Annotated in this window: 17 protein-coding genes; 5 read left to right on the plus strand and 12 right to left on the minus strand. The window is 69.4% G+C overall.

What is annotated here, in order from left to right; all coding sequences use genetic code 11:
* Positions 1-291 precede the first annotated feature (291 nt).
* Positions 292-1,077 (plus strand): exodeoxyribonuclease III, encoded by a 786-nt coding sequence (locus tag MCHT01_RS13590; RefSeq protein ID WP_067065890.1) that lies wholly within the window; start codon positions 292-294, stop codon positions 1,075-1,077.
* Positions 1,078-1,143: 66 nt separating this feature from the next.
* Here MCHT01_RS13590 and MCHT01_RS13595 read toward each other — a convergent pair whose 3' ends face one another.
* The 9 genes from MCHT01_RS13595 to argS form a co-directional block, all read right to left on the minus strand.
* Positions 1,144-2,136, minus strand: a complete 993-nt coding sequence (locus tag MCHT01_RS13595) for a Bug family tripartite tricarboxylate transporter substrate binding protein (protein WP_067065891.1) — start codon at positions 2,134-2,136, stop codon at positions 1,144-1,146.
* A gap of 307 nt (positions 2,137-2,443) precedes the next feature.
* Entirely contained in the window at positions 2,444-4,621 is a 2,178-nt protein-coding gene (locus MCHT01_RS13605) for a GGDEF domain-containing protein (protein ID WP_067065893.1), read from the minus strand.
* A complete protein-coding gene (locus tag MCHT01_RS13610) occupies positions 4,618-6,780 on the minus strand; it encodes a GGDEF domain-containing protein (RefSeq protein ID WP_067065894.1) in 2,163 nt (720 codons plus the stop codon). Before MCHT01_RS13610 ends, MCHT01_RS13605 begins: the two co-directional genes overlap by 4 nt.
* A gap of 98 nt (positions 6,781-6,878) precedes the next feature.
* A complete protein-coding gene (locus MCHT01_RS13615) occupies positions 6,879-8,186 on the minus strand; it encodes a solute carrier family 23 protein (protein ID WP_067065895.1) in 1,308 nt (435 codons plus the stop codon).
* 238 nt (positions 8,187-8,424) lie between these two features.
* Positions 8,425-8,715 carry a type II toxin-antitoxin system antitoxin gene (locus MCHT01_RS13620; protein ID WP_084452591.1) on the minus strand — a complete coding sequence of 97 codons (291 nt, stop codon included), beginning with the start codon at positions 8,713-8,715 and terminating at the stop codon, positions 8,425-8,427.
* A gap of 12 nt (positions 8,716-8,727) precedes the next feature.
* A complete protein-coding gene (locus MCHT01_RS13625) occupies positions 8,728-9,642 on the minus strand; it encodes an SPFH domain-containing protein (protein ID WP_067065896.1) in 915 nt (304 codons plus the stop codon).
* A 168-nt stretch (positions 9,643-9,810) separates the two neighbouring features.
* Positions 9,811-10,491, minus strand: a complete 681-nt coding sequence (locus tag MCHT01_RS13630; RefSeq protein WP_067065897.1) for a thiol:disulfide interchange protein DsbA/DsbL — start codon at positions 10,489-10,491, stop codon at positions 9,811-9,813.
* A 91-nt stretch (positions 10,492-10,582) separates the two neighbouring features.
* On the minus strand, positions 10,583-11,269 hold the full coding sequence (locus MCHT01_RS13635; protein ID WP_067065898.1) for an SPOR domain-containing protein: 687 nt from the start codon (positions 11,267-11,269) through the stop codon (positions 10,583-10,585).
* Positions 11,266-13,020, minus strand: coding sequence for an arginine--tRNA ligase (gene argS / locus MCHT01_RS13640; RefSeq protein WP_067065899.1), 1,755 nt, complete (start codon positions 13,018-13,020; stop codon positions 11,266-11,268). Before argS ends, MCHT01_RS13635 begins: the two co-directional genes overlap by 4 nt.
* 86 nt (positions 13,021-13,106) lie before the next feature.
* Here argS and MCHT01_RS13645 point away from each other — a divergent pair, with 86 nt between their 5' ends.
* Together MCHT01_RS13645 and MCHT01_RS13650 are read left to right on the plus strand one after the other, a co-directional pair.
* Complete coding sequence (locus MCHT01_RS13645; RefSeq protein ID WP_084452593.1) at positions 13,107-14,492, plus strand: serine/threonine-protein kinase; 1,386 nt, start codon at positions 13,107-13,109, stop codon at positions 14,490-14,492.
* A 160-nt stretch (positions 14,493-14,652) separates the two neighbouring features.
* On the plus strand, positions 14,653-14,973 hold the full coding sequence (locus MCHT01_RS13650) for a PsiF family protein (RefSeq protein ID WP_067065900.1): 321 nt from the start codon (positions 14,653-14,655) through the stop codon (positions 14,971-14,973).
* Positions 14,974-15,059: 86 nt separating this feature from the next.
* Here MCHT01_RS13650 and MCHT01_RS13655 read toward each other — a convergent pair whose 3' ends face one another.
* Both MCHT01_RS13655 and MCHT01_RS13660 read right to left on the minus strand, forming a co-directional pair.
* Positions 15,060-15,515: a DUF2214 family protein gene (locus MCHT01_RS13655; protein ID WP_067065901.1), complete on the minus strand. Its 456-nt coding sequence runs from the start codon at positions 15,513-15,515 to the stop codon at positions 15,060-15,062.
* On the minus strand, positions 15,512-16,438 hold the full coding sequence (locus MCHT01_RS13660) for a LysR family transcriptional regulator (protein WP_067065902.1): 927 nt from the start codon (positions 16,436-16,438) through the stop codon (positions 15,512-15,514). Before MCHT01_RS13660 ends, MCHT01_RS13655 begins: the two co-directional genes overlap by 4 nt.
* 210 nt (positions 16,439-16,648) lie before the next feature.
* Here MCHT01_RS13660 and MCHT01_RS13665 point away from each other — a divergent pair, with 210 nt between their 5' ends.
* Entirely contained in the window at positions 16,649-18,838 is a 2,190-nt protein-coding gene (locus MCHT01_RS13665; protein WP_067065903.1) for a malate synthase G, read from the plus strand.
* A 168-nt stretch (positions 18,839-19,006) separates the two neighbouring features.
* Positions 19,007-21,709 (plus strand): TonB-dependent receptor, encoded by a 2,703-nt coding sequence (locus MCHT01_RS13670; RefSeq protein WP_084452595.1) that lies wholly within the window; start codon positions 19,007-19,009, stop codon positions 21,707-21,709.
* 156 nt (positions 21,710-21,865) lie between these two features.
* Here the strand turns inward: MCHT01_RS13670 and MCHT01_RS13675 are convergent, their stop codons facing one another.
* Complete coding sequence (locus MCHT01_RS13675; RefSeq protein WP_067065905.1) at positions 21,866-24,766, minus strand: TonB-dependent receptor domain-containing protein; 2,901 nt, start codon at positions 24,764-24,766, stop codon at positions 21,866-21,868.
* Between the last annotated feature and the right edge of the window lie 291 nt (positions 24,767-25,057).

The following is a 25,057-nucleotide window of genomic DNA, read 5'->3' on the forward strand; positions in this document are numbered from 1 at the left end:
GAGGGGCGCCTGTCGGCGCGTGAGCGCGATTCTGGCAACTTCGTCATCACGCCGTCACCCCAGGCACCATCGCGGTGCATGAACTGTTGTCGAAACACCGCAACCCGGCGACCCTCGCCCGGATGGGCGACGCTGGCGCAGGGGACACCCGTTGATGGGGCATCAAGACGGCGTTAGGGCCGGCACGGCGCATCGGCGCGGCGCCGCGGGACGCGCCCGGACGGCGAGCCCTCCTGCCAGGTTCGGCGACCGGCTTTGCGATACTGCCGGCCTCTCAGGAACCGTCCGGCCATGCGCTTCATCACCCTCAATCTCAACGGCATCCGCTCCGCCTCGACCAAGGGCGTCTTCGACTGGCTGCCGCCGCAGCAGGCCGACGTGGTCGGCGTCCAGGAACTGAAGGCCCAGGCCGACGTGGTCGAGAGCCAGTTCTCCGGCTACGACACGCTCAGCGGCCACTTCCATTACGCGCAGAAGAAGGGCTACTCCGGCGTCGGCCTGTACACGAAGGAAGACCCCAGCGACGTGATCGTCGGCTTCGGCAGCGCCGAGTTCGACCATGAAGGCCGCTGGATCGAGAAGCGCTTCGACAAGCCCGGCCGCAAGCTCAGCCTGATCAGCTGCTACTTCCCCAGCGGCTCCAGCGGCGAGGAGCGCCAGGCCGCCAAGTTCCGCTTCCTGGCGGAGATGTACCCCTACCTGATGGCGCTGCGCGCCGAGCGCGAGTTCATCCTGGTGGCCGACGTCAACATCGCCCACAAGGAGATCGACCTCAAGAACTGGAAGGGCAACCAGAAGAACAGCGGCTTCCTGCCGGAGGAGCGCGCCTGGATGACCAGGCTGCTGGAGCAGGATGTCGGCCTGGTCGACGTGTTCCGCACGCTCAACGACAAGCCCGAGCAGTACACCTGGTGGAGCAACCGCGGCCAGGCCTGGGCGAAGAACGTGGGCTGGCGCCTGGACTACCACCTCGCCACGCCCGGCATGGCCCACCTGGCCACGCGCGAGGCGATCTACCTCGACCAGCGCTTCAGCGACCACGCGCCGCTGACCATCGATTACGACTTCAAGATCTGACCGCGCGGATCGATCCGCCCCCGGCGGACGCCGCCCGGCGCCGCTCGGGGTCAGGTCTTGCCACGGTCAGTCGACCTTCGCCCCCGAGGCCTTCACCACCTTCGCCCACTTGGCCGTCTCGCTCGCGATGAGCGCGGCGAAGGCGGCGCTGGTGCCGCCCCCCGGCACCGCGCCCTGCGCGGCCAGGCGCTCCTTCAGGACCGGCGTGGCCAGCGCCTTGGCCACCTCGCGCTGCAGCAGCGCCACCTGGTCCGCCGGCTGCGTGCTCGGCGCCAGCAGACCGAACCACGACGAGGCCTCGTAGGTCCTGAGCTCCGGGACGCCGCTTTCGGCGATGGTGGGCAGATCCGGCAGCGCCTCGCTGCGCTTGGCGCTGGTGACGGCGATGGCCTTGAGCTTGCCGGAGCGGATGTGCGGCAGCGCCGAGGGCAGGTTGTCGAACATCAGGTCCATGTTGCCGCCCATCAGGTCGATGAGCGCCGGGCCCGAGCCGCGGTAGGGGAAGTGGACCATGTAGGTCCCCGTCAGCGTCTTGAAGAGCTCCCCGGCCAGGTGGATGGACGTGCCGTTGCCGCTGGAGCTCATGTTCATCTTGCCGGGGTTGGCCTTGGCCGCGCGCACGAGGTCGGCGACGCTGTTGACCCCGTAGTACTGCGCTCGCTGGGGATTCATGACCAGCACGTTGGGCACCGCCGCCACGAGCGAGACCGGGGCGAAGTCCTTCACCGGGTCGTAGGGCATCCTGGGATAGAGCGACGCGTTGATCGCGTGGGTGCCGACCGTGCCCATCACCAGCGTGTGGCCGTCGGTGGCATGCGCCACGTCGGCCGAGCCCGTGTTGCCGCCAGCGCCGGGCCGGTTGTCGATCACCACCGGCTGGCCGAGCGCCTTCTGCAGCTCCGGCGCCAGCGCGCGCGCGAGGATGTCGGTCGTCCCCGCCGGCGGGAAGGGCACGATGATCCGCAGCGGCCGCGCCGGCCAGGTGGACTGCGCGCGGACCAGACCCGGCCAGCAGGCGACGGAGGACAGCGCGAGCAACGCGCGGCGGTTCAGGCTCATGGGGCGTCTCCTCGTTGTGATGCCCCAGTATGGGAGCCGCGATGCGGGGTCGCCAAGCGGGGGGTTGCCCCATGCGGCGAGCGCGAAGACCCTCACCCCAACCCTCTCCCGCAAGCGGGCGAGGGAGTCACCCCGCGCCATGGACTCCCTCTCCTTCTTCTCCCTCTCCTTCTTCTCCCTCTCCTTCTTCTCCCTCTCCTTCTTCTCCCTCTCCCGCTTGCGGGAGAGGGTTGGGGTGAGGGTCTTCGGGCTCCCCCGAGATGCCTCATCTGACGGGAGGGGGTGAGGACCGCAGTCAGCCGCTCGTTCAGGCGTCTGGCTGCACCGGCCCGAGGATGGTCTGCAGCTGCACGCGCTCGGAGCTGCACGCCGCGTCGAAGTCGGCCTCGATCTGGATGAGCGCCTGCGCGTCGCCCGCCTCGACGGTGACGATGCCACGCGCGCGGTTGCGGCCTTGCGACTTGGCCGTGTACAGCGCCATGTCGGCCCAGTTGACCGCCTGCTCCCAGTGCAGCGCGAGCTGCGCCGGCGGCAGCGGGAAATGCGCGAAGCCGATCGAGCAGGTCACCGCCAGCGCGCCGCCCGCGGTCGGCACCGGCTCCTGGCCGACGCTGAACAGGATGCGCTCGGCCAGCAGCTGCAGCTGGTCCGGCGCGACGTTGCGCGCGAAGACGAGGAACTCCTCCCCCCCCCAGCGCACCACCAGGTCCTCTTGCCGCACCGCCTGGCTGATGCGACGCGAGACCTCGACGATCACCGCGTCGCCGGCCGCGTGGCCGTGCCGGTCGTTGACGTGCTTGAAGTGATCGATGTCGATCATCAGCAGCGCGCCGGTGAACATGTCCTTCGCATGACGGTCCATCACGGCCAGGAAGTGGCGGCGATTGGCCAGGTCGGTGAGCGGATCGCGCTCGCTCTGCGCGCGCAACAGGCTCTGGTTGGCCTTGAGCTTGCGATTGGCCTCCCGCACCCGCGCCAGCATCACGCCGATCAGCACCAGCGACAGCCCGAGCAGCACCGCCAGCCCGACACCCACGTACTGCGCCAGGCTGCGGTTGGACAGCTCCTGGTCCTTGAGCGCCTGATCGCGCCGCAGCAGCTCGAGGTCGCGTTGCTTGGCCTCGCTGTCGTACTTCAGGCGCAGCTGCTGCAGCGAGGACTCGCGGTTGCGCTGCGCGGTGGCGGCGCTGAGCGCGCGCTCCTCGTGATACAGCCTCAGCGCCTCGCGCCACTGGCCGACCTTGGCATAAGCCTCGCCCAGCTCGCGCAGTTGCACCGCGCGCCGCACCGGATCGTTGTCGCCCTGCGCCAGCTCCACGACCCGCGCGATCTCGCGCCGCGCCGGCTCGAACTGACGCTGCAGCACCAGCGCCACCGACAGGTTGTGGCGCAGCGTGCGCTCGCCCGTCTGGTCGTTGTAGGACTGCAGGACCGGCAGCGCCTCCCGCGCGACCCGCACCGCGGCGGCGGCCTGGTCGGTGTGGATGTAGGCGTCGGTCAGGTTGTTCTGCATCTGCGCCACGTCGCGACGCGCGCCCGCCTGACGCGCCAGCCGCAGCGCCTCCTCCAGCGCCGTCTGCTGCAGCGCGCGATCGCCGCGCCGCGAGGCGACCATCGATTCGTACATGCGCGCGCGGCTCATCGCCAGCACGTCGCCCTGCGCCAGTTGCCAGGACTGCGACATCCACTGCTGCGCCGCCGCGGACTCGTCGCGCGTCTGGCTGTTGACGGCCAGCTGCGCCATCAACCAGCCGCTCAGGTTGGTGTCCTGCAGCGCCTGGGCCAGCGCCAGCGCGCGCCGCAGCGAGTTCTCGACGAAGGCGTACTCCCCGCGCGCGCCCTCGGCCCGCGCCACCAGGCGCAGGGCCTGCACCGTGACGCGCGCGTCGCAGCCCGGGGGCAAGGACTGACCCTGTGGCGGCGGGCAGGCGGGCGACAGCATCTGCAGCGCCTGCTGCGCCAGGCCGCCGGCGCGGCCGGTCTGACCGAGCCGGTCCTGTTGCTCGGCCAGCAGCATCAGCGCCAGCGGGCGCCCGCCGGGCCGCGCCTGCAGGGCGTCGGCGATGCGCTGGACCGCGTCGGGGTGACCGGCGGAGGACTCCACCCGGCCCAAGGTGTACTCGACGTGCGCGCGCTGCGCCGCATGCGCGGGCTCGGCCAACAGCAGGCGCAGTTGCTGCGCCGCGCGGTCCGGATCGTTCAGGCCCTGTCGATCGAGCTGGGCCAGCTGCGCGTCCAGCGCGTGATCGGGCAAGGGCAGCACGCCGGCCGGCGCGGTCGACGCGCCCGTCGGGGCCGGTGCGATCGCCGCGGCCGGCGCCGGCGCCGAGGGGGCGGGCGTCGACGCGTCCGGATGCACCGGCCGCGGCACCGCGGCCTCGCAGACGCCCAGCATCGAGCCGAACATGACGCCGAACGCCAGTCCGAGCCCCGCCACCCGCGCGCGCGCGGACGTCGATCGCCGCATCGGGACCGATCGCGTCATGCGCGCCCCTCCTGCACCGGACCGAGCAGGCTGACCAGCTGCACCTGGCCCTGATGCCAGGCCGACTCGATGCGGGCCGCCAGCGCCAGCAGCTGGTCGCGGTCGCGCGCCGCCATCGCCGCCACGCCGTAGGCCTTGTTGCGGCCGTGGGCCTTCGCCATGTACATCACCGTGTCCACCAGATCGATCGCCCGTTCCCATTCGAGCAGCAGGTCCTGCGGCGCCATCGGGAAGCTGGCGAAGCCGATGGACGCGCTGATCGGGATGCGCAGCGGGCCGTGGTCGACCGGCGCGCCGCCCATCTGATCCAGCAGCCGCTGGCCGAGCTGGCGCGCGTCCTCCGGATCCTCGGACTTCACCAGGATCAGGAATTCCTCGCCGCCCCAGCGCACCACCAGGTCCTGCTCGCGCAGCACGCTGCGCAGGCGCCGCGCGACTTCCACCAGCACGGTGTCGCCGGCCGCATGGCCCCACTGGTCGTTGATGCGCTTGAAGTGGTCGATGTCGATCAGGAACAGGCTGCCGCGCAGCCCCTGCTGGTCGCGGGTGAGCTGCGCGATGGCCTGCTGGAAATGGCGGCGGTTGGCCAGGCCGGTCAGCGGGTCGCGCTCGCTCTGCACGCGCAGCGATTCGTTGGTCTGCGCCAGGGCCGCGTTGGTCCGGCGGATGCGGCGATAGGCCAGCGCCAGCAGGGCGCCCGACAGCAGCACGCAGCCCCCCACTTCCGCCCACAGCTTGAGCTGCAGGTCGCGCGAGCGGATCTGCTCGGTCTTGAGGCTGTTGTCCTGGTTGAGCAGGCGGATCTCGCGCTGGCGCTGCTGGTCCTCGAAGCGGGCCTGCGCCTCCAGCACCGCCTTGCGCGTCTCGTCGCGCAGCACCTGGTCGAAGAGCTTGCGCGAGCGATGGAAGGCGTCGGTCGCGCCGGCCAGGTCGTCGACCTGCTCCAGGTAGCTGCCCAGCTCCAGCCAGGCATCGGCGGTGTAGCTGCCGGCCTCGCGCTGCGCGTCCATGGTGATGGCCTGCAGCACGTCGCGCTTGCCCTCGTCCAGGCGGCGCATGCCGATCTTGGCGATGCCCATGTTGTGCCGCGCCAGGATCTCGGTGGAGATCTCCTGGCTGTCGTGCGCGAGCGCCATGCTCTGCTCGGACAAGGCCAGCGCGCGCGGGAAGTTGCCGCTGCGCAGCTCGAAGTCCGCCAGGTTGCCCAGCGCCAGGGCCTGCAGCGTCGGCGACTGCGCCTCGCGCGCGTATTGGAGCGCCTGCTCGCGTGCCATCTGACTGACCTTGGCGTCGCTGTCCTGCGAGTAGACGATGCCCCGGATCGTGTGCAGCGAGTACATCAGCACCGGATCCGGATCCTGCTGCGCCGCGGCCAGGCCCTCCTGCGCGGTGCGCTTGGCATGGTCGATCTGCTGGCTGCGGAAGTAGTTGAAGGCGAGCGTCGCCTGCGCCGAGGCCGCGCGCCAGCTGGCGTTCATCGATCGCGCCAGGTCCAGCGCCTTCAGGCCGCTCTCGACCGACGCGTCGACCTCGCCGTAGTCGCCCTGCATGTAGGCCAGCAGCGCGGTGGCGCGCCACAGCAGCCGCGGATCGGCCTTGGCCGGGTCCAGGTCGGAGAGGCCGGCCAGCAGGCGCACGCCGGCGCCCAGCTCGCCGTTGGCCTTGAGCCACTGGGCCTTGGCCAGCATCAGCGCCAGCGGCACCTGCGCGCGCACCGGCGAGGACTCGGGCCATTGCTTGAGCGCCTCCACCGCGGCCTCGTGACCGGGCCGGTCGCGCACCTGCGCCAGCAGCGCGGCGCGCTGGCTGAGCGCTTCCAGCCGCTCGGCGCTGCCGGGCGCGGCGCGCGCCTCCAGCGCCAGCAGATCCTTCACGTGCTCGCGCGGATGCGCGGTGCCGATGCGCTCGAGCTGTTCGAGCTCGCCTTGCAGCGCGCGGTCCCTCACCTCCACGGTCGGCGTGTCCGCCGCCGGCGAGCGATCGCAGCCGGTCAGCAAGGGCATGGCACTCGCCACGACCAGCAGCAACACCGCCAGCGGCGCGCGACAGCGCCGCGACGGCGATGCGCCGCCGGGACTCGCGCAGGCGCACGCGCGGCCCGCGCCCTGCGGCGCTGCCTCGTCCTTGCCTGTCGTGTACGGATCCCCTGCCATGCTCATCGAACCTGATGTCGTGTTGTACGTCTTGTTACTTGAGGGGCGGACGAGTTGCCGGCGTGAAGCGTGCACGACTTCGCGCCGCGACGCGCTTCGGTGAACTACTTCACCGCCGAGGTGTCGCGCTCGGGACGGGCCCGTGCGAGCAGCGCCTGCAACAGGATGGCGCCGAAGGTGGCGGTCCCGATGCCTCCCAGCGTGAAGGCCCCCAGCTTGAGCGTGTAGTCACCGGTGCCGATCACCAGCGTGATCGCGGCCACCATCAGGTTGCGCGGGTCGCGGAAGTCGACGCGGTTGTCGACCCAGATGCGGGCGCCGGCCACGGCGATCAGGCCGAACACCACGATGCTGACGCCGCCCATCACCGCCAGCGGGATGGCCTGGATCAGCGCGCCGAACTTGGGCGAGAAGCCCAGCACCAGCGCCATCAGCGCCGCGACCACGAACACGGCCGTCGAATAGATGCGGGTGGCGGCCATCACGCCGATGTTCTCGGCGTAGGTGGTCACGCCGGTGCCGCCGCTGGCCCCGCTCACGATGGTGGCCAGGCCGTCGCCGATGAAGGCGCGGCCCAGCCAGGGCGACAGGTCCCGGCCGGTCATCGCGCCGACCGCCTTCAGGTGGCCGAGGTTCTCCGCCACCAGGATCAGCGCCACCGGCGCGATCATGAGCATGGCCTGACCCTCGAAGACCGGCGCCTGGAAATGCGGCAGGCCGAACCACGGCGCCGCGATCACGCCCGACAGGTCGATGGGCTTGCCCAGCCCGAAGCCGTTGGTCAGCAGCGCGTAGATCAGGCTGGCCTGGATCAGGCCGGCCAGGATCAGCAGCCGCTGCAGCATGCCGCGCGCGAAGACCGCCACCAGCGCGACGCTGACGAAGGTCGCGCCCTGCATCCATGCGTCGAAGGGCGTGGGGGCCATGTTCTTGATCGGGACCGCGGCCAGGTTCAGGCCGATCACCGCGACGACCGCGCCGGTGCCCACCGGCGGCATCAGCTTCTCGACCCAGCCGCTGCCCGAGGCCGACACGACCAGCCCGATCAGCGTGTACAGCACGCCGCAGGCGACGATGCCGCCCAGGGCCACCGCCAGATGGGGATTGGGGCCGCTGCCGCCGTAGCCGGTCGCGGCGATGACCACACCGATGAAGGCGAAGCTGGAGCCCAGGTAGCTGGGGACCCGTCCGCCGACCAGGAAGAAGAACAGCAGCGTGCCGACGCCGCTCATCAGCACCGCGACGTTGGGGTCGAAGCCCATCAGCAGCGGCGCCAGCACCGTGGCGCCGAACATCGCGATCACGTGTTGCACACCGAGGGCCGCGGTCTGCGGCCAGGACAGGCGCTCGTCAGGGGCTACCGCCGTCTCGGGGCCGACGGTCACCGGCCGCCAGCGCATCAACCACGCCATGGATTCACCTCAATGCTGGGAGCCATCGAGTGTAGTGAGGGGGCATGGCATCGCGACCCCGGACAAGTCCGGTGACCGGCTTCCCTGTCTGAGGCTTGACGCGGTGTCGCGCCGCATGCTGGTCTTTGGCGACGCATCGCCGCCGATCGACGACAAATCGCGTCATGTTCGGACATCGGGCGCCGCGGGCGATCCCGCCGCGTCGGCAGGGGACAGGCCGGGGACAGGGGCCGGACGCTCAGGCCGCCGAGCCCTCGCCGGGCGGGCGCGTCTCGCCGGCCGGGTCCTCGGCGCCGGTCTCGCCGCCGGCTTCCCGGGTGGGATCCTCGTCCACCGCGCCGGGCGGCCGGCCGCGGCGCGGCGCCGGCGATTCCGCGGGCTTGATCCCGCGCCGCTTGAGCGCCTCCCGCAGCAGCAGCTCGATCTGGGCATTGGAGGAGCGCAGCTCGCGCGCGGCCAGGCGCTCGATCTCGTCCCACAGCGCGGGATCGAGTCGGAGCGGAAACTGCTTCTTGGCGGGGCTGGCCATGCGCGGCGGACCTCAGTTGTAGAGCGTGCCCGCGTTGACGATGGGCTGGGTGTCCTTGTCGGAGCACAGCACCACCAGCAGGTTGGACACCATGGCGGCCTTGCGCTCGTCGTCGAGCTGGACGATCTCGCGTTCGCTCAGGCCCTTGAGCGCCTCCTCGACCATGCTGACCGCGCCGTGCACGATCTTCTTGCGGGCGCTGATGATGGCCTCCGCCTGCTGGCGGCGCAGCATCACCTGGGCGATTTCCGGCGCGTAGGCCAGGTGGGTCAGCATGGCGGTCTCCACCGACACGCCGGCCGGGCGGAAGCGCTCGCGCAGCTCGGCCGTCAGGGCGGCGATCACCTCGTCGGCGCCACCGCGCAGGGTGACCTCGCGCGCCTCGGTGTCCTCGCCCTCGTCGTAGGCGAACTGCGAGGCCAGGTGACGGATCGAGGCCTCGGCCTGGATGCTCACGTACTGCTCGTAGTTCTCGACCTCGAAGACGGCGCGGGCCGTGTCGTCGACGCGCCAGACGATGGCGGCGCTGATCTCGACCGGGTTGCCGCGCTTGTCGTTGACCTTGAGCGTGGGCGCGTCGAAGTTGCGGGCCCGCAGCGAGATGCGGCGCTTGGCCATCAGCAGCGGCACGGTCCAGCGCAGGCCGGAGTTGCGGTCGGTGCCGACATAGCGGCCGAACAGCGTCAGCACGCGCGCCTCGTTGGGTTGCTGGATGTAGAGGCCGGTCATCAGGACCAGACCGACCAGCAGCGTCAGGACCCAGGTGGGGCCGACCGCCTCGCCGCGCGAGGAGATGGCCATGAAGATCGCCAGCCCCACCAGCGCCACGCCGACGGTGAAGGTGGCATAGCCGTTCATGTGCCCGCCACTGCGCTCCTGCGGGGTGTTGTTGTGCTCGTCCTTGCGAGTGACCGCCTTGGTGCTCATCACCGTTCCTCCAAAAAAGGTGATATCACTTTAAGCCTCGATCCCCCGTTTCCGCAAGTCCCTCCCCCAAGGGAAGGAAGAGCTCGGCGATGCCCCATGAAAAAAGCGCCCACTCAGGGCGCTTCGTTCGGGAGCGATGCCGGACGCGAGGCGCGGCACGCGTCGCGATCAGGCCTTCTTGCGGGCCAGGTCCAGCAGGTAGTTCGAGACCAGGATGCAGCGCTGGCCCAGTTCCTCCTCGCTCACGCGCAGACCGAAACCGGCCTGGGCGGGGGAGGTCATGAAGCGGCCACCGATCGCCACGGTGGGGACGCCGTCGATGTTGTACTGGTCCTGCAGCTTCGCGGCCTGCTGGCACTTGGCCTGCACGGAGAAGGAGTTGTAGTTCTCCAGGAACTTGGCCTGGTCCACGCCCAGCGGCGCCAGGAAGGCGGCCATGGCCTTGGGGTCGGTCAGCGACTGGCCGCCGCGATGGATCGCGTTGAAGATGGCCGGGCGGACCTGCGCTTCCTTGCCCATCGCCTCCAGCGTGAAGAACAGGCGCTGGTGCACCTTCACGTTCTCGCGGAAGGCCACGTGCACCTTGCGGTAGACCACGTCGGCGGGCAGCTGCTTGGCCCAGGCCTCGATGGTGGGCTCGAACACGTAGCAGTGCGGGCAGCCGTACCAGAAGAACTCGATCACCTCGATCTTGCCCGGCACCGAGGTCGGCACCGGCGTCGACAGCTTGACGTACTGGCGGCCCTCGGTGGGCCCGCCTTGCGCCTGCGCGGGGAGCGAGGCCAGCGACAGGGCGCCGGCACCGGCGGTCGACAGGGCCGTGAGGGCGGTGAATTCGCGACGCTTCATTTCGATTCCTTGTTGGTTCCGGGCGGTGGGCCACCCGGCGGCGGCGGCCATCCTAAAAACGGAGACTTAGAGCGGCATTAACGCGCCGGGCTCAGCGCTGGATGGCGACCAGGTTGGCCTCGACACCGGCATCGGCCAGCTTCTTCTGCTGGGACTCGGCCTCGTCGCGGGTGTCGAACGGGCCCAGGCGCACGCGGAAGACGGTGCGACCCGACTGCTCGCGCTCCATCACCTTGGCCGAGAAGCCCTGGATCGCCAGCTTGGCGCGCTGCTGCTCGGCGTCCTCCATGCGCGTGAACGCGCCGGCCTGGACGAAGAAGCTGCCCTTGGAGCCATCGGCGCGCGCGCCGTCGGCGTTGCGCGATTCGGCCGGCTTCGACTCGGCCTGGCGGGTGTCCGCCGGCTTCTGCTCGGGCTTGGTCGCCGGAGCGGTCTGGACGGGGGCGGGGCGTTCGACCGGGCGGCCCTCGACGGCCGGCGCGGGCGTGTTGCCGGCGGTCACCGCGGGGGCGGGCGTCGTCGGCGCGGGGGCCGGCGTCACCACGCCCGACGCGGCCTTCGCGCCGGCGCGGCCGGCCAGCGGCGCGTTCGGGTCCCAGTTCTTGTTGCGCTCGGCTTCCTGCGCGTCCTGCTCGGCGGTCCGCTGCGGGAGCTTGTTGACGAAGGGCACGGGCGCCTTCGTCACGTACAGCGCCACGCCCAGGGCGATCCCCAGCCCCAGCAGCAGGCCCACGATCAGGCCCATGGCGAATCCGCCGCGCTGCTTCTCCTTGCTCATTGCTGCTCCTGCGAGTCACGTTCCATGACGTCCGGGGCCGACACGCCCAGGACCGCCAACGCGTTGCGCACCACCTGACGCGTGGCCGCCAGCAGCGTGAGCCGGGCGCGGGTCAGGGCCGGGTCGTCGCCCAGCACGCGTTCGGCGCCATAGTAGCTGTGGAACGCGCCCGCCAGATCGCGCAGGTAGAACGCGACATCGTGCGGGGCCAGGTCTTGCGCGGCGGCGGTCAGCATGCGCGGATAGTCCGCGAGCTTGAGCATCAGCGCGTATTCCGTCGGGGCCGTCAGCAGCGACAGGTCGGCGCCGACCAGCGAGGCCTCGTCGTGCCCCTGCTCCGCGCCCTTGCGCAGCACCGAGCAGATGCGCGCATGCGCGTACTGGACGTAGAACACCGGGTTCTCGTCGTTGGCCTTGAGCGCCAGATCGACGTCGAAGACGAATTCGGTGTCGGCCTTGCGGCTGATCAGGAAGAAGCGCACCGCGTCGCGGCTGGTCCAGTCGATCAGGTCGCGCAGCGTCACGTAGCTGCCGGCGCGCTTGGAGATCTTGACCTCCTGGCCGCCCTTCATGACCGTGACCATCTTGTGCAGCACGTAGTCGGGGAAGCCCTGCGGGATGCCGACGTCGGTGGCCTGCAGGCCGCCGCGCACCCGGGCGATCGTGCCGTGGTGGTCGGTGCCCTGGATGTTGATGCACTTGGAGAAGCCGCGCTTGAACTTGTTGACGTGGTACGCGACGTCGGGAACGAAGTAGGTGTACGTGCCGTCGGACTTGCGCATCACGCGGTCCTTGTCGTCGCCGTACTCGGTCGAGCGCAGCCACAGCGCGCCGCCGTCCTCGTAGGTCTTGCCGTTGGCGATCATGCGCGACACCGCGTCCTCGACCTGCCCGCCGGTGTACAGCGAGGACTCGAGGAAGTAGTTGTCGAAGCGCAGGCCGAAGGCTTGCAGGTCCAGGTCCTGCTCATGGCGCAGGAAGGCCACGGCGAACTGGCGGATCGAGTCCAGGTCGTCCGGATCGCCGGAGCCGGTGAACTCGCGGTCGTCGGCCTTGACCGTCTCCTTGCGCATGAACGCGTCGGCGATGTCCTGGATGTAGTCGCCGTTGTAGAACTTCTTGCTCTCGGGATTCTCGGGATCCGTCGGCCAGATCGCGTCGCCCGGCTTGAAGCCCTTGATGCGCAGCTGCGTGCTGTGGGCCAGCGTGCCGATCTGGACGCCGGCGTCGTTGTAATAGAACTCGCGCTTGACGTTCCAGCCTTGCGTCGCGAACAGGTGGCACAGCGAGTCGCCCAGCGCCGCCTGGCGCGCGTGGCCGACGTGCAGCGGACCGGTCGGGTTGGCGGAGACGAACTCCACCAGGGCCGAGGTCTCGCGCGCGGGCTGGTGGCCGAAGGACGCGGTCGCGGCCTGCACCTCGCTCACCACCGCCTGCCTGGCGGCCGGCTTGAGCCGGATGTTGATGAAGCCGGGGCCGGCGATCTCCAGCGCCTCGACCCAGCGCTCGAAGGCGGGCTGGGCCTGCAGCTGGGCGATCAGCGTCTGCGCCAGTTCGCGCGGGTTCTTCTTCAGCGCCTTGGACAGCTGCATCGCGGCCGTGCAGGCGTAGTCGCCGTGCGAGGCCTGCTTGGGGTTCTCGAACGCGGCGGCCGGGGCGGCGGCGATCGCGCCGCTGGCGACGGCCTCGTGGCTCAGCGACTGGAGCACGGTCCCCAGGGCGGCGAGCAATTCCTGCTTGGCTTGGATCATGGGGCCGCATTTTAGGGGGCGCGTCCCTGTAAGAGACCGTGAGCCCTCTTGCGGGCGTCATCCCCCTGGGGCAGGATGCCCCACCGATGACGCCCCCCACCGATTCCCCCCTGTCGGCCTTCCCCGAGGACACCACCCTCGCCGGCCTGGCCGACCTGCCGGAGCAGATCGGCAAATACCGCGTGCTGCGGCGTCTGGGCGAGGGAGCGACCAGCGACGTCTTCCTGGCGATGGACGACTTCAAGGGACAGGAAGTCGCGATCAAGCGCATGCGCAGCTGGTCCGGCGGCGGCCGCGGCGAGGAGGACACCCTCAGCATCCGCTTCTTCGCCGCCGAGGCCGCGCTGGCCGGCCGGCTGCAGCATCCCAACGTCGTCCAGATCCTGGACGCGGTGCAGGACGGGGACCTCCCGTATCTCGTCATGGAGTACGTCCATGGCGTGACACTCAAGCACTTCTGCCGCAGCGACCGGCTGCTGCCGCTGGACCAGATCGTCGAACTCGGGTTCAAGTGCGCGATGGCGCTGTCCTACGTGTTCCGCCAGGGCGTGGTCCACCGCGACATCAAGCCCGCCAACCTGCTGGCCGTGCTGGACAACCAGGGGCAGGTCACCGACGTGAAGGTCAGCGACTTCGGCAGCGCGCTCAACCTGAACGCCGACATGACGCAGGTGCATCGCGTCGGCTCGCTGGCCTACATGCCGCCCGAGCAGATCGAGGGCGGCGACGTCGGCGCGCAGGCCGACATCTACGCGCTGGGCGCGGTGCTCTACCACCTGGTCTGCGGCCGCCCCCCGTTCGACGCGCCCAACCAGATGGCGCTGATGCATCAGATCTACCACCAGGCGCCGCAGTCGCTGCTGGGTCAGCGCGGTGGCGTCACGGCCGAGCTCGACGCCGTCGTCCTGCGCGCGCTGGCCAAGCACCCGCACGAGCGCTATCCGGACTGGGAGTCCTTCGGCCAGGCGCTGTCGGACCTGGTCGCGCGGCAGCTGGTGCCGCTGGCGCGGCTCAACGAGGTCAAGGACTCGGAGCGTTTCAACCTGCTGCGCGGCCTGGAGTTCTTCGCCGCCTTCGGCGACGTCGAGCTGTGGGAGGTGGTGCGGCGCGCGCGCTGGCGCCGCTATCCGCTGGACTACCTGCTGTTCAAGAAGGGCCAGGAGGGCAACACCTTCCACATCATCACGCAGGGCGAGGTCGAGGTCTGGCGGGACGGCGCGCTGGTGGCGACCCTGGGGACCGGGACCTCGGTCGGCGAGATGGCCTACCTGGCGCCGAATCCCGACCTGCGTCGCCACAGCACCGACATCCGGGTGACCGATCTTTGCACGACGGTGTCCTTCACCCCGGAGTCCCTGGGCCAGTTGAGCCCTGAATGCCAACACCGTTTCGACCGGGCTTTCATCCAGGTTCTGGTCAGGCGACTCCACCTTGCCCATGAGGCGCTGGCTCATCCACGCCGAATCATGTGAGTTGGCGACTCGCGCATGCGAGTCAGCGGGGCACGCGATTCATGTCCCCTTGTTCCAGTGAGCCAAATCCGCCACAGCCGTCAACCGCGATTGAGAGCCTGCCGTTGGTGTGCTCCACTGGCCACGAGGTCCTGTTCCCAACCCCCTGTAGGAGAGAGTGATGAAGCAATCGACGATGACGCTGATCGCTGGCGCGCTGCTGGCCCTGGCTTCCGTGGGCGCCCATGCCGCCGACGAGGCCAAGAAGGAGCCGACCGCGCAACAGCAGCGCATGAAGAGCTGCAACGCCGATGCCAAGGGCAAGAAGGGCGATGAGCGCAAGGCCTTCATGAGCAGCTGCCTGAAGGGCGAGTCCGCCGCCGCCTCCGCCCCGGCGATGACCGATCAGCAGACCAAGATGAAGACCTGCAACGCCGATGCCAAGGGCAAGACCGGCGATGCCCGCAAGGCCTTCATGAAGGAATGCCTGTCGGCGAAGTGAGTTGAGCGGCGAGGGCGGCGCGCGTCGCCGCCTCGACGTCCGTCGACGAGATGAAGCAAGGCCCTCGCGAGAGGGCCTTGTCGTTCCTACGTCGTCAGGACGCCGCGCGCGAGCATCACCGCGGCGATCGGGATCAGCATCAGCAGGTGCGCCTGGATCATCACGAGGCGGCGCGTGGCGCGGACCTCGGTCTCGGCGGGCAGGCCCGCGCCGGCATCGAGCGCCTTGACCCAGCGGCGGTAGGTCAGCGTCGGCTTGATCGACATCAGCCCGATCACCACGAACAGCGTCACCTTCACATGCAGCAGCGGCTGGTGCCAGTACCAGTCCGTGCCCTTCATGCCCCACACCGTGCGCGCGATGCCGGTCAGCAGCACCGCCACCGCGGTCGCGCCGTAGATCGCGTCCAGCCGCGCGAGACGCCGCACCACCGCGGCGTTCAGCCATTCCATGCGGCACAGCGCCGCCTGGCTCGACAGGAACACGACCAGGCTGAGGATCGCCAGGAGGTGCAGGCCGGCGAGCAGGGCTTCTTGCTTCATGAGGTCTCCCAGGTGGAGGCGCGCGCCCAGTAGTCGGCGCTGCCGTAGTGTTGCTTGAGAAAGTCTATCCAGAGCCGCACCCGCAGCGGCAGGTGCTTGCGCTGCGGCAGCATCGCGAAGATGCCGTTGGGCGGCGCGGCGAAGTCGTCCAGCACGCTGACCAGCTCGCCCTTGGCGATGGCCGCGGCGACCTCCCAGGTGCTGCGCCACGCGAGCCCCAGTCCCTGCCGGCACCAGTCGTGCAAGACCTGGCCATCGCTGCAATCGAGGCGGCCGCTGGGCCGCAGATGCTGCACCTGGCCGTCGACGCGGAAGGCCCAGCCGCGCGTCTGGCTGGCGTCGGAACTCAGCGTCAGGCACTCGTGCCGCATCAGCTCCGACGGATGCCTGGGCGTTCCGGCCCGCTTCAGGTAGGACGGCGCGGCGACGCACAGCCGGCGGTTGTCGGCCAGCCGCGAGCTGATCAGGCTGGAGTCGCTCAGATCCCCCACGCGCACCGCGCAGTCGAAGCCCTCGTTCACGATGTCGACCACCCGATCGCTGAGGTTCAGCGACACGCTGACCTCCGGGTGCGTCGCGAGGAAGTCCGGCACCAGCGGCGCGACGTGGCGCCGCCCGAAACCCGCCGGCGCGGTGATGCGCAGATGCCCGCTGGCCTGGATGCCGCCGGCGCTGACGCTGGCCTCCGCGCTGGCGAACTCCACCAGCAGGCGCTGACAGTCCTCGAGGAAGGCGCTGCCCTCGTGCGTCAGCGTGAGCTTGCGCGTCGTGCGCAGCAGCAGCTTCACGCCCAGCCGCGCCTCCAGCGCGTCGAGGCGCCGGCCCATCACCGCCGGGGCGACGCCCTCGGCCTGCGCCGCCGCGGTCAGGCTGCCCTTGGTGGCGACCAGCACGAAGGACTCGATCTGTTTGAGGCGATCCATGGCCGGCGATTGTTGGACCGTTCCATCGCCTCAGGCAATGAATGAAGACCCTTGTCGTTGCGATTTGTGCAAAAAAGTCAGGGATCTCCGACCAGGGCCGACATGAATCGGCCCGCCTTCCCGGCCTACAGTCGGACGCATCGGATCCTCCGTGGATCACCCGTCTCCCCCCCGTTCCTCGACCTTCCACCGTCTCTTGCAGGAGCCGCCATGAGCGCACGCAGCCAACACCATCGCCTCCACATCGACGCCGCCCTGGCCCGGTTCATCGAGACCGAGGCCCTGGCCGGCACCGGCATCGAGCCGGCCGCCTTCTGGTCCGGCTTCGACGCGCTGGCGCATGACCTGGCCCCGAAGAACGCCGCCCTGCTGGCCGAGCGCGATCGGCTCCAGACCGAGATCGACGGCTGGCACCGCGCGCATCCCGGTCCGATCCAGGACATGGCCGCCTACCAGGCCTTCCTGACGAGCATCGGCTACCTTGTGCCGCAACCGGCCGATCCGCGCGCCACGACCTCGAACGTCGACGCCGAGCTCGCCATCCAGGCCGGCCCGCAACTGGTGGTGCCCATCCTCAACGCCCGCTACGCGCTGAACGCCGCCAACGCGCGTTGGGGCTCGCTGTACGACGCGCTCTACGGGACCGACGTGATCCCCGAGACCGATGGCGCCGAGCGCGCCGGCGGCTACAACCCGGCGCGCGGCGCCAAGGTGATCGCCTTCGCCCGCGAGGTGCTGGATCAGGCGGCGCCGCTGGCGGGCGCCTCGCACGTGGACGCCGCGGGCTATCGCGTCGACGGCACCGCGCTCGCGGTGACGCTCCGGGACGGCCGCGTCGCCGCGCTGGCCGATCCGGCCCAGTTCATCGGCTACCTGGGCGAGGCGAACGCACCGACCGCCGTCCTGCTGCGCCACAACGGCCTGCACCTCGAGATCCAGATCGACCGCGCCTCGGCCATCGGCAAGACCGACGCGGCCGGCGTGTCCGACCTGCTGATGGAAGCCGCGCTGTCGACCATCCTGGACCTGGAGGACTCGATCGCCGCGGTCGACGCCGAGGACAAGCTCCTGGCCTACCGCAACTGGCTGGGCATCCTGCGCGGCTCGCTGACGGAGGAGGTCAGCAAGGGCGGCCGCAGCTTCGTGCGCCGCCTCAATCCGGACCGCGTCTACAAGTCCGCCAAGGGCGGCGAGGACGTGGTGCTGGCCGGCCGCTCGCTGCTGTTCGTGCGCAACGTCGGCCACCTGATGACCAACCCGGCCATCCTGCTCGACGGCGGCAAGGAGATCCCCGAGGGGATCATGGACGCGGTCATCACCACGCTGATCGCGCTGCACGACCTGCGCCAGCTGTCGGGCTCGGGCCTGCGCAACTCGCGCCAGGGCTCGATCTACATCGTCAAGCCCAAGATGCACGGTCCGGCCGAGGTGGCCTTCGCCAACGAGCTGTTCGGCCGCGTCGAGCAGCTGCTGGGCCTGCCGGCCTCCACGGTGAAGCTGGGCATCATGGACGAGGAGCGCCGCACCAGCGTCAACCTGGCGGCCTGCATCGCCGCCGCGCCCAGCCGCGTGGCCTTCATCAACACCGGCTTCCTGGACCGCACCGGCGACGAGATGCACACCGCCATGCTGGCCGGTCCGATGCTGCGCAAGGGCGACATGAAGTCCAGCGCCTGGATCCAGGCCTATGAGCGCAGCAACGTGCTGGTGGGCCTGTCGGCCGGCCTGCGCGGCCGCGCCCAGATCGGCAAGGGCATGTGGGCCATGCCCGACCTGATGGCCGCGATGCTGGAGCAGAAGATCGCCCATCCCAAGGCCGGCGCCAACACCGCCTGGGTCCCGAGCCCGACGGCCGCCACCCTGCACGCGCTGCACTACCACCGCGTCAGCGTCGCCCAGGTCCAGCAGCAGATCGAGGCCGAGGCGCCATCCGTCGACCGCGCCGAGCTGCTGGCGCGCCTGCTCACCGTGCCGGTGGCCGCCTCGCCGACCTGGTCCGACACCGAGAAGCAGCAGGAGCTGGACAACAACATCCAGGGCATCCTGGGCTATGTGGTGCGCTGGATCGACCAGGGGGTGGGCTGCTCCAAGGTGCCGGACATCAATGGGGTCGGCCTGATGGAGGACCGCGCCACGCTGCGCATCTCCAGCCAGCACGTGGCCAACTGGCTGCTCCATGGCGTCGTCACCGAGCAACAGGTGCGCGCGACCTTCGAGCGCATGGCCGCGGTAGTCGACGGCCAGAACGCCGGGGATGCCCTCTACGAACCCATGGCCGGCCATCCGGAGAGCATGGCCTACCAGGCCGCGCTGGACCTGGTGTTCAAGGGCCGCGAGCAGCCCAGCGGCTACACCGAGCCGCTGCTGCACGCCTGGCGCCAGAAGCGCAAGGCCCGCTGACGCGGCGCCTGCCCCCTGAAGCGGAAGCGGCCCCGAGTGGGCCGCTTCCTCCTTGAGGCCGCGCGCCCGAATCGCACGGCGATCATTTTTATCAAATAGGGGTCATTCCGGATCTACCACGGGCGTCGCGCCTTTCTAAAGTTTCAGTTTTATCACTTTAGAAAACTCATGACCCCAACGCCTCGTCGCCATCCCGTGGGCCTGGCCGCGCTGCTGGCCGTCGCCTCGCTGGGCACCGCCCACGCCCAGACCGCCGCCCCGACCACGCCCCAGCAGCTCGGACGCATCGAGATCACCGGCTCCGCGATCAAGCGGTCGATCGCGGATGAGGGCGCGTTGCCGATCTCGGTGCTCAAGGTCGAGGACCTGCGCCGATCCGGCGTCAGCAGCGTCGAACAGATCGTGGACCTGCTGGCCGCCAGCCAGTCCAGCAACACGGGCTCCAACTCCATCGGCGCGAGCACCGGCGGCGCCAGCTACGCCAACCTGCGCGGCCTGGGCAGCAACAAGACCCTGATCCTGCTGAACGGCCGCCGCGTCACGGCCTTCGCCTTCGGCGCCGACGCGGTCGACCTGAACGCCATCCCCTTCGCGGTGATCGACCGCGTCGAGGTGCTGCGCGACGGCGCGTCCGCGGTCTACGGGACCGATGCGATCGGCGGCGTCATCAACTTCATCACCCGCAACAGCTACCGCGGCGGCCAGCTCGTCGTCGAGGCCAGCCGGCCGCAGCAGGCGGGCGGTCGCAAGGAGGGCGGTTCCGTGTCGCTGGGCTTCGGCGACCTGGAGAAGGACCGCATCAACGTCTGGGGCAGCTTCGACCAGCGGCGCCAGCAGCGCGTGCGTGCCCTGGACCGCGACTTCGCCAAGACCGGCATCCTGCCCGCGCGCGGCGTGTCGGGCAGCTCCGGCACCACCTTCCCGGGCAACTTCAGCCAGGGCAACCTCAGCGGCAATCCCGCCGCCCCCGGCTGCGCGCCGCCGCTGTCGCTGCTCAGTCCGACCAATCCCGGCGCCTGCATCTTCGACTTCAGCTCGACCATCGACATCCTGCCCGACGTCCGCCAGCAGACGCTGGCCGGGCGCTTCAGCGCGAAGCTGGGCGAGGACCACCTGTTCACGCTGGACGGCATGTCGACGACCAACGACAACACCTCGCGCGTCGCCCCGGATCCGGTCTCCGGCCTCACGATCCGGCCGGACAACCCCTTCTACCCGAGCACCTATCCGGGGCTGGACACGACCCGGCCCGTCAGCGCCGGCTGGCGCATGGTGCCGGCGGGCCCCCGGACCAATGGCGCGCACTCGAGCGCCGAGCGGCTGGTGGCCGACGTCTCGGGCACGGTGAGGGACTGGGACTACAAGGTCGGCGCGCTGTACTCGCGCAGCCGGGCCAGCGACGAGGCGGTCGACGGCTACGTGAACGCGGCCTTCGTGCGCGACCAGGTCGCCGCCGGCCGGCTGAATCCCTTCGCGCCGGCCACGCCGGCGCAGCTGGCGATCATCGAGCAGGCCAAGCGACGCGGCGTGTTCAGCGACGCGGTCGGCACGACCCGGAGCATCGACGCGCGCGTCAGCGGCGAGCTGTTCGCGCTGCCCGGCGGGCGCGCGGCGATGGCGATTTCCGGCGAGTTCCGCAAGGAGGACTACCGCAACGACACCCACGACGAGGTGGTGCTGTCCATCCCGTCGGCCGGACGCTCGCCCAACCACGTGAGCGGTCGCCGTGACGTGAAGGCGCTGGGGATCGAGCTCCTGCTGCCGCTGCACAAGATGGCGGAGGTCCAGTTGGCGCTGCGCACGGACGATTACTCCGACGCCGGCCGCACGACCAATCCCAAGATCGGCCTGCGGGTGCAGCCGATGAAGTCGCTGGCGCTGCGCGCCTCCTACAACACCGGCTTCCGCGCCCCCGCCCTGGACGACCTCTACGCGCCACAGTCCGTCACCTACGCGGCCGGCGCCAAGAACGACCCGCTGCTGTGCGACGCCAACGGCAAGCCCCTGATCGCCAAGGGCGGGATCGGCAGTCGCGACTGCAGCCAGCAGCCGCAGGTGCAGCTGGGCGGCAATCCGAAGCTCAAGCCGGAGAAGTCCAGGACCTTCACCGTGGGCGCGGTCTTCGAGCCGGTCAAGCAGCTGACCTTCACCGTGGACTACTGGAACATCCAGTTGCGCGACCAGATCTCCGCGCTGCCGGTCGACACCATCCTGGCCAACCCGGACCGCTACGCCGCCCGCATCTTCCGCTGCAACGCCCTGTCCGCCAGCGAGCAGGCCGAGCTGCAGCGTTGCCAGGGCCTGTGGGGCGGCAGCCCCGCGATCGGCTATCTGGCCACCATCGCCGACAACATCGGTCGCGTGAAGACCGACGGCCTGGATCTGGGCGCGGCCTACCAGCAGAGTCTGGGCGCCTGGGGCAACCTGTCCTTGAGCTACGAGGGCACCTACGTCCACCGCTACCTCTACCAGGACAGCCCGGACGATCCGTTCAAGAGCCGCCTGGCCTATTACCGGGACGAGAGCGTGATGTTCCGCTGGAAGCACCACCTGTCCGCGAGCTGGTCCCGGGGTGCCTGGGGCGGCCGGCTGGCGGTGCGGCACCAGAGCGGCTACCGGGACCAGAACGACGCGGCGACCGTGGTGGGCGGTCCCTCGTTCTACGGGGACGTGAAGCCCTACACCCTGGTGGACCTGTCGGGCAGCTACCAGTTCGGGAAGGCCACCTCGGTCACGCTGGGCGTGCGCAATCTCTTCGATACCGACCCGCCGTTCTCGAACCAGTCGAGCCGATCGCAGCGCGGCTTCGACTCCCGCTACACGGACGCGACCGGCCGCGCGGTCTTCGTCCGCGTGAGCGCCGGCTTCTGATCGGGCGTCTGGTCGGGAGATCAGACGGCGGCCGATCGGTGGATCGGCCGCCGGAAATGAAAACACCCCGGACGCCGAGGCGACCGGGGTGCGTGGGAATCCGGAAGACCGCCCCGCTCACGCGGGGCGACTCCGGTCAGCCGAGTGATCCGGGGATCAGAACGGCTGGTTGTAGCGGACCCACAGGAAGCGGTCGATCGGCAGATCCGGATCGACGGCCGACGACGACGAGTTGCCGCCCAGCGTGTAGTTGGCGTTCAGGACGACGCGCGGCTTCTTGTCCAGCACGTTGTTGGCGCCGACCATGATCTGGCCCTTCCAAGGCGTCGTGTAGCCCACGCTCAGGTCGTGATAGAACAGGGCGGACTGCTTGTTGTAGCCCGCGCCGTCACCCCAGGAGGCGCTGCCGGTCGGGTTCGTGCAGGTCGCGGTCTCGGTCGTGTCCCAGCACTGGTCCTTCACCGCGCTGTAGTAGCGGGTGCCCCAGGTCGCGGTCCAGGGACCGTTGTTCCAGGTCAGCGACAGGTTGGACTTGACGCGGTTGTAGCCGTACTCGCCCAGGTAGCTCACGAAGTCCGCACCCGGCTGGTCCTGACGACGGTACTTGGTGACGAAGCTGGTCTCGGTACGAACGTAGAACTGACCGTACGAGGTCTTGAAGCGGTAGTTCACGCTCAGGTCCAGACCGGCGGTTTCCAGCGCGGCCAGGTTGGCGTAACCACGCGACAGCGTCGCGACCATGCCGGCGGCATCACGGGTGATGCTGGAGCAGAACGACGAGATGCCCTGGACGTAGCAGCGGTTCAGGATGTCACCCGCGCTGTAAGCGGAGATGGCGTTCTTGACCTTCACGTTGTACCAGTCCAGACCCGTTTCCAGGCCAGGCAGCCAGGACGGGTTGTAGACCACGCCCAGCGTCTTGGTGGTGGCCTTCTCAGGCGTCAGGCCGCCGTTGCCCAGGCTGGCGTTGAACGGGTAGATGCCCTGGCCGCCGCCGCCCTGCACTTGGGCGCCGGACTGCACGGTCTGGCGGAAGCCAGCCGGCGCGCCGCCGGCAGCGCAACGCGCCGCCACGGCAGGGTCGGAAGCCGCCGCGCCGTACTTGGAATCGCAAGGATCCAGGTAGGAGTCGAAGGACTGCTGACCGCCACCGAAGGTGTTGCCCACCGGGGGCGCGCGGAAGCCTTGCGCCCAGGTGCCGCGAGCCAGCACGTCGGTGATCGGCTTCCACATGAAGCTGACCTTGCTGTTGGTCGTGTTGCCGAAGTTGCTGTAATCCGAGTAGCGCGAAGCCAGGTTCAGGCTCAGCAGCTCGGCCATCGGCACCTTCTTCAGCAGCGGCACGTTCAGTTCGGCGTAGGCCTCCTTGACGTTGTAGTTGCCGCGGGTGGCGTTGCCGGCCAGGTCGGTCGACAGGCCGGAATGGGCCAGCTCGTCAGGCAGGTCGTAGCCTTCCTGGGTGCGGTATTCGAAGCCCGCGGCGATGCCGACGGCGCCCGCGGGCAGCTTGAACAGTTCACCCGACACGTTGGCCGTGGCGGACTTCGTGGTCGAGCCGTACTGCGAGTTCAGCTTGGCCATGACGTAGTCGATGGCGGCCGGGGTCGAGGCCGAGGGGCCACCCAGGATGTCGAACGGCGTGCACTGCGTCAGCGGGATCGGCGAGGCCGCGGTGCCGCACTGGACGACGCCATCGGCGTTCTTGAACGACGGGCCCAGGGCCGCCTTCAGATGCTGCAGGTTCAGGTTGCCGGTGCTCAGCACCGTGCCGTCCTGCTTGCTGAAGTTCACGCCCACGTCCCAGGTCCAGGGGTTGCCCAGCAGCGAGAAATCGCCTTCCAGGCCCGCGTCCAGGTGGGTGGTGCGGTTGGTGTTGCTCGTCACGCGCGGCACTTCGACGGTGCGGCGATAGAAGAACAGGTTCTGGCCGTTGCCGGCGCCAGCGACCTGGTTGCCGTACGGGTTGTAGTAGCTGTCCTTGTCGACGTAGACCGGGAAGTTGGGCTGGCTCAGGCTGTTGAGCGGGTAGCCGGCGACCTGGCCGACGGACTTGCGCTCCGAGAACATCGCGGTGCTGTTGAAGCGGATGTCCGGCGTGATGTCCAGATTGCCCTTCACGAAGAACGACTTCTGCTCGTTCTCGCCCTGGAACATCATCTGGCTGGTCGAGTTGAACGTGTCGTTCAGCGCGCCGGCATAGGTGTGATAGTTCGCGGGATTGTTGGAGGCCGAGCCCGTGCCTTCACCCAGGTAGGTGCCAGTGTGGTTCAGGTACTGGTTGAAGCCCACGGCCGTGCCCTTCGGGCCGACCTGGCGGATGCGACCCCAGGGGCCGGTACCGAAGGAGCTGCTGAAGCGATCCGGGTCCGGACCGTAGGAAGCCGCGGTGATCGCGCGGTCCTTCGCCCAGACCGGGTCGGTCTTGTTGACGTTGACCGAGAACATCAGCGAGCCCTTGTCGCTGCTGATGCCGTAGGCCAGCGAGGCGTCCTGGGCCTGACCGTCGCCCTTTTCGTTGGCGCCGTAGTACAGGCTCAGCTTGCCGCCGTCCAGGCTCTTCTTCAGCACCACGTTCACCACGCCGGCGATGGCGTCGGAACCGTAGATCGAGGAGGCGCCGTCCTTCAGCACGTCGATGTGGTCGACCAGCGCGGAGGGGATGGTGGAGATGTCGGTGTAGCCGTCGACGGACTGCGTCCAGCGCTTGCCGTTCAGCAGCACCAGCAGACGCTGCGAGCCCAGGTTGCGCAGGTTGATGTACTGGCCGCCCTGTTCACGGTTGGAGGTCAGCACCGAGCCCTTGCTGAAGTCGGGCGTGCCCGCCGAGGTGAGCTGGTTCAGCACGTCGCCCAGGGTGACCAGGCCGGTGCGCTGGATGGCTTCCGCGGTGATCTTCTCGACCGGCTGGGCGGTTTCCGAGTCGACCTGGCGGATACGCGAGCCGGTGATCTCGACGCGTTCGATTTGCTGGGGGGACGCCTGCTGGGCCGAGGCCGCGCCGGCCAGGGTGCCCAGCGCGAGGGCTGCCGCAAAGGCGATCTTTGAACGTTGGTGCATGACTTCTCCGAAGGAATGCGTGTGGGCTTGTGGACCTGTCCGCTGGCCCGGCCTCCCTGTCCCGATCCAGGTCGGATGGGGCGGGACGTCGCGCCGGGCGAGATGAGCGGTCGATTCTAGAGACCGTCACCGGGCCGACTGCTTCGGGTAACCGCCTAATGCGCCCGCTCCATGCGCCTTCGTGAAGATACGTTCAGTAGCCAAGTGCACAAATAAACATCGGCTAACCCTTTGATTTAACTAACAAATTTTTGCGCACCAATTTGGACTATCGCCCACATGTAAAGAAGT

Source organism: Mitsuaria chitosanitabida ATCC BAA-476 = NBRC 102408 (genome assembly GCF_001598255.1).
In the GTDB taxonomy this organism is placed as follows: domain Bacteria; phylum Pseudomonadota; class Gammaproteobacteria; order Burkholderiales; family Burkholderiaceae_C; genus Roseateles; species Roseateles chitosanitabidus.

Excerpts from the sequence above, each read along its gene's own strand:
- MCHT01_RS13620 (WP_084452591.1), bottom strand. The coding sequence starts at position 8,715 with ATGGCCAGCCCCGCCAAGAAGCAGTTTCCGCTCCGACTCGATCCCGCG.
- MCHT01_RS13645 (WP_084452593.1), top strand. The coding sequence starts at position 13,107 with ATGACGCCCCCCACCGATTCCCCCCTGTCGGCCTTCCCCGAGGACACC.
- argS (WP_067065899.1), bottom strand. The coding sequence starts at position 13,020 with ATGATCCAAGCCAAGCAGGAATTGCTCGCCGCCCTGGGGACCGTGCTC.
- MCHT01_RS13615 (WP_067065895.1), bottom strand. The coding sequence starts at position 8,186 with ATGGCGTGGTTGATGCGCTGGCGGCCGGTGACCGTCGGCCCCGAGACG.
- MCHT01_RS13670 (WP_084452595.1), top strand. The coding sequence starts at position 19,007 with ATGACCCCAACGCCTCGTCGCCATCCCGTGGGCCTGGCCGCGCTGCTG.
- MCHT01_RS13610 (WP_067065894.1), bottom strand. The coding sequence starts at position 6,780 with ATGAGCATGGCAGGGGATCCGTACACGACAGGCAAGGACGAGGCAGCG.
- MCHT01_RS13605 (WP_067065893.1), bottom strand. The coding sequence starts at position 4,621 with ATGACGCGATCGGTCCCGATGCGGCGATCGACGTCCGCGCGCGCGCGG.
- MCHT01_RS13675 (WP_067065905.1), bottom strand. The coding sequence starts at position 24,766 with ATGCACCAACGTTCAAAGATCGCCTTTGCGGCAGCCCTCGCGCTGGGC.
- MCHT01_RS13590 (WP_067065890.1), top strand. The coding sequence starts at position 292 with ATGCGCTTCATCACCCTCAATCTCAACGGCATCCGCTCCGCCTCGACC.
- MCHT01_RS13665 (WP_067065903.1), top strand. The coding sequence starts at position 16,649 with ATGAGCGCACGCAGCCAACACCATCGCCTCCACATCGACGCCGCCCTG.
- MCHT01_RS13595 (WP_067065891.1), bottom strand. The coding sequence starts at position 2,136 with ATGAGCCTGAACCGCCGCGCGTTGCTCGCGCTGTCCTCCGTCGCCTGC.
- MCHT01_RS13635 (WP_067065898.1), bottom strand. The coding sequence starts at position 11,269 with ATGAGCAAGGAGAAGCAGCGCGGCGGATTCGCCATGGGCCTGATCGTG.
- MCHT01_RS13650 (WP_067065900.1), top strand. The coding sequence starts at position 14,653 with ATGAAGCAATCGACGATGACGCTGATCGCTGGCGCGCTGCTGGCCCTG.
- MCHT01_RS13660 (WP_067065902.1), bottom strand. The coding sequence starts at position 16,438 with ATGGATCGCCTCAAACAGATCGAGTCCTTCGTGCTGGTCGCCACCAAG.
- MCHT01_RS13625 (WP_067065896.1), bottom strand. The coding sequence starts at position 9,642 with ATGAGCACCAAGGCGGTCACTCGCAAGGACGAGCACAACAACACCCCG.
- MCHT01_RS13655 (WP_067065901.1), bottom strand. The coding sequence starts at position 15,515 with ATGAAGCAAGAAGCCCTGCTCGCCGGCCTGCACCTCCTGGCGATCCTC.
- MCHT01_RS13630 (WP_067065897.1), bottom strand. The coding sequence starts at position 10,491 with ATGAAGCGTCGCGAATTCACCGCCCTCACGGCCCTGTCGACCGCCGGT.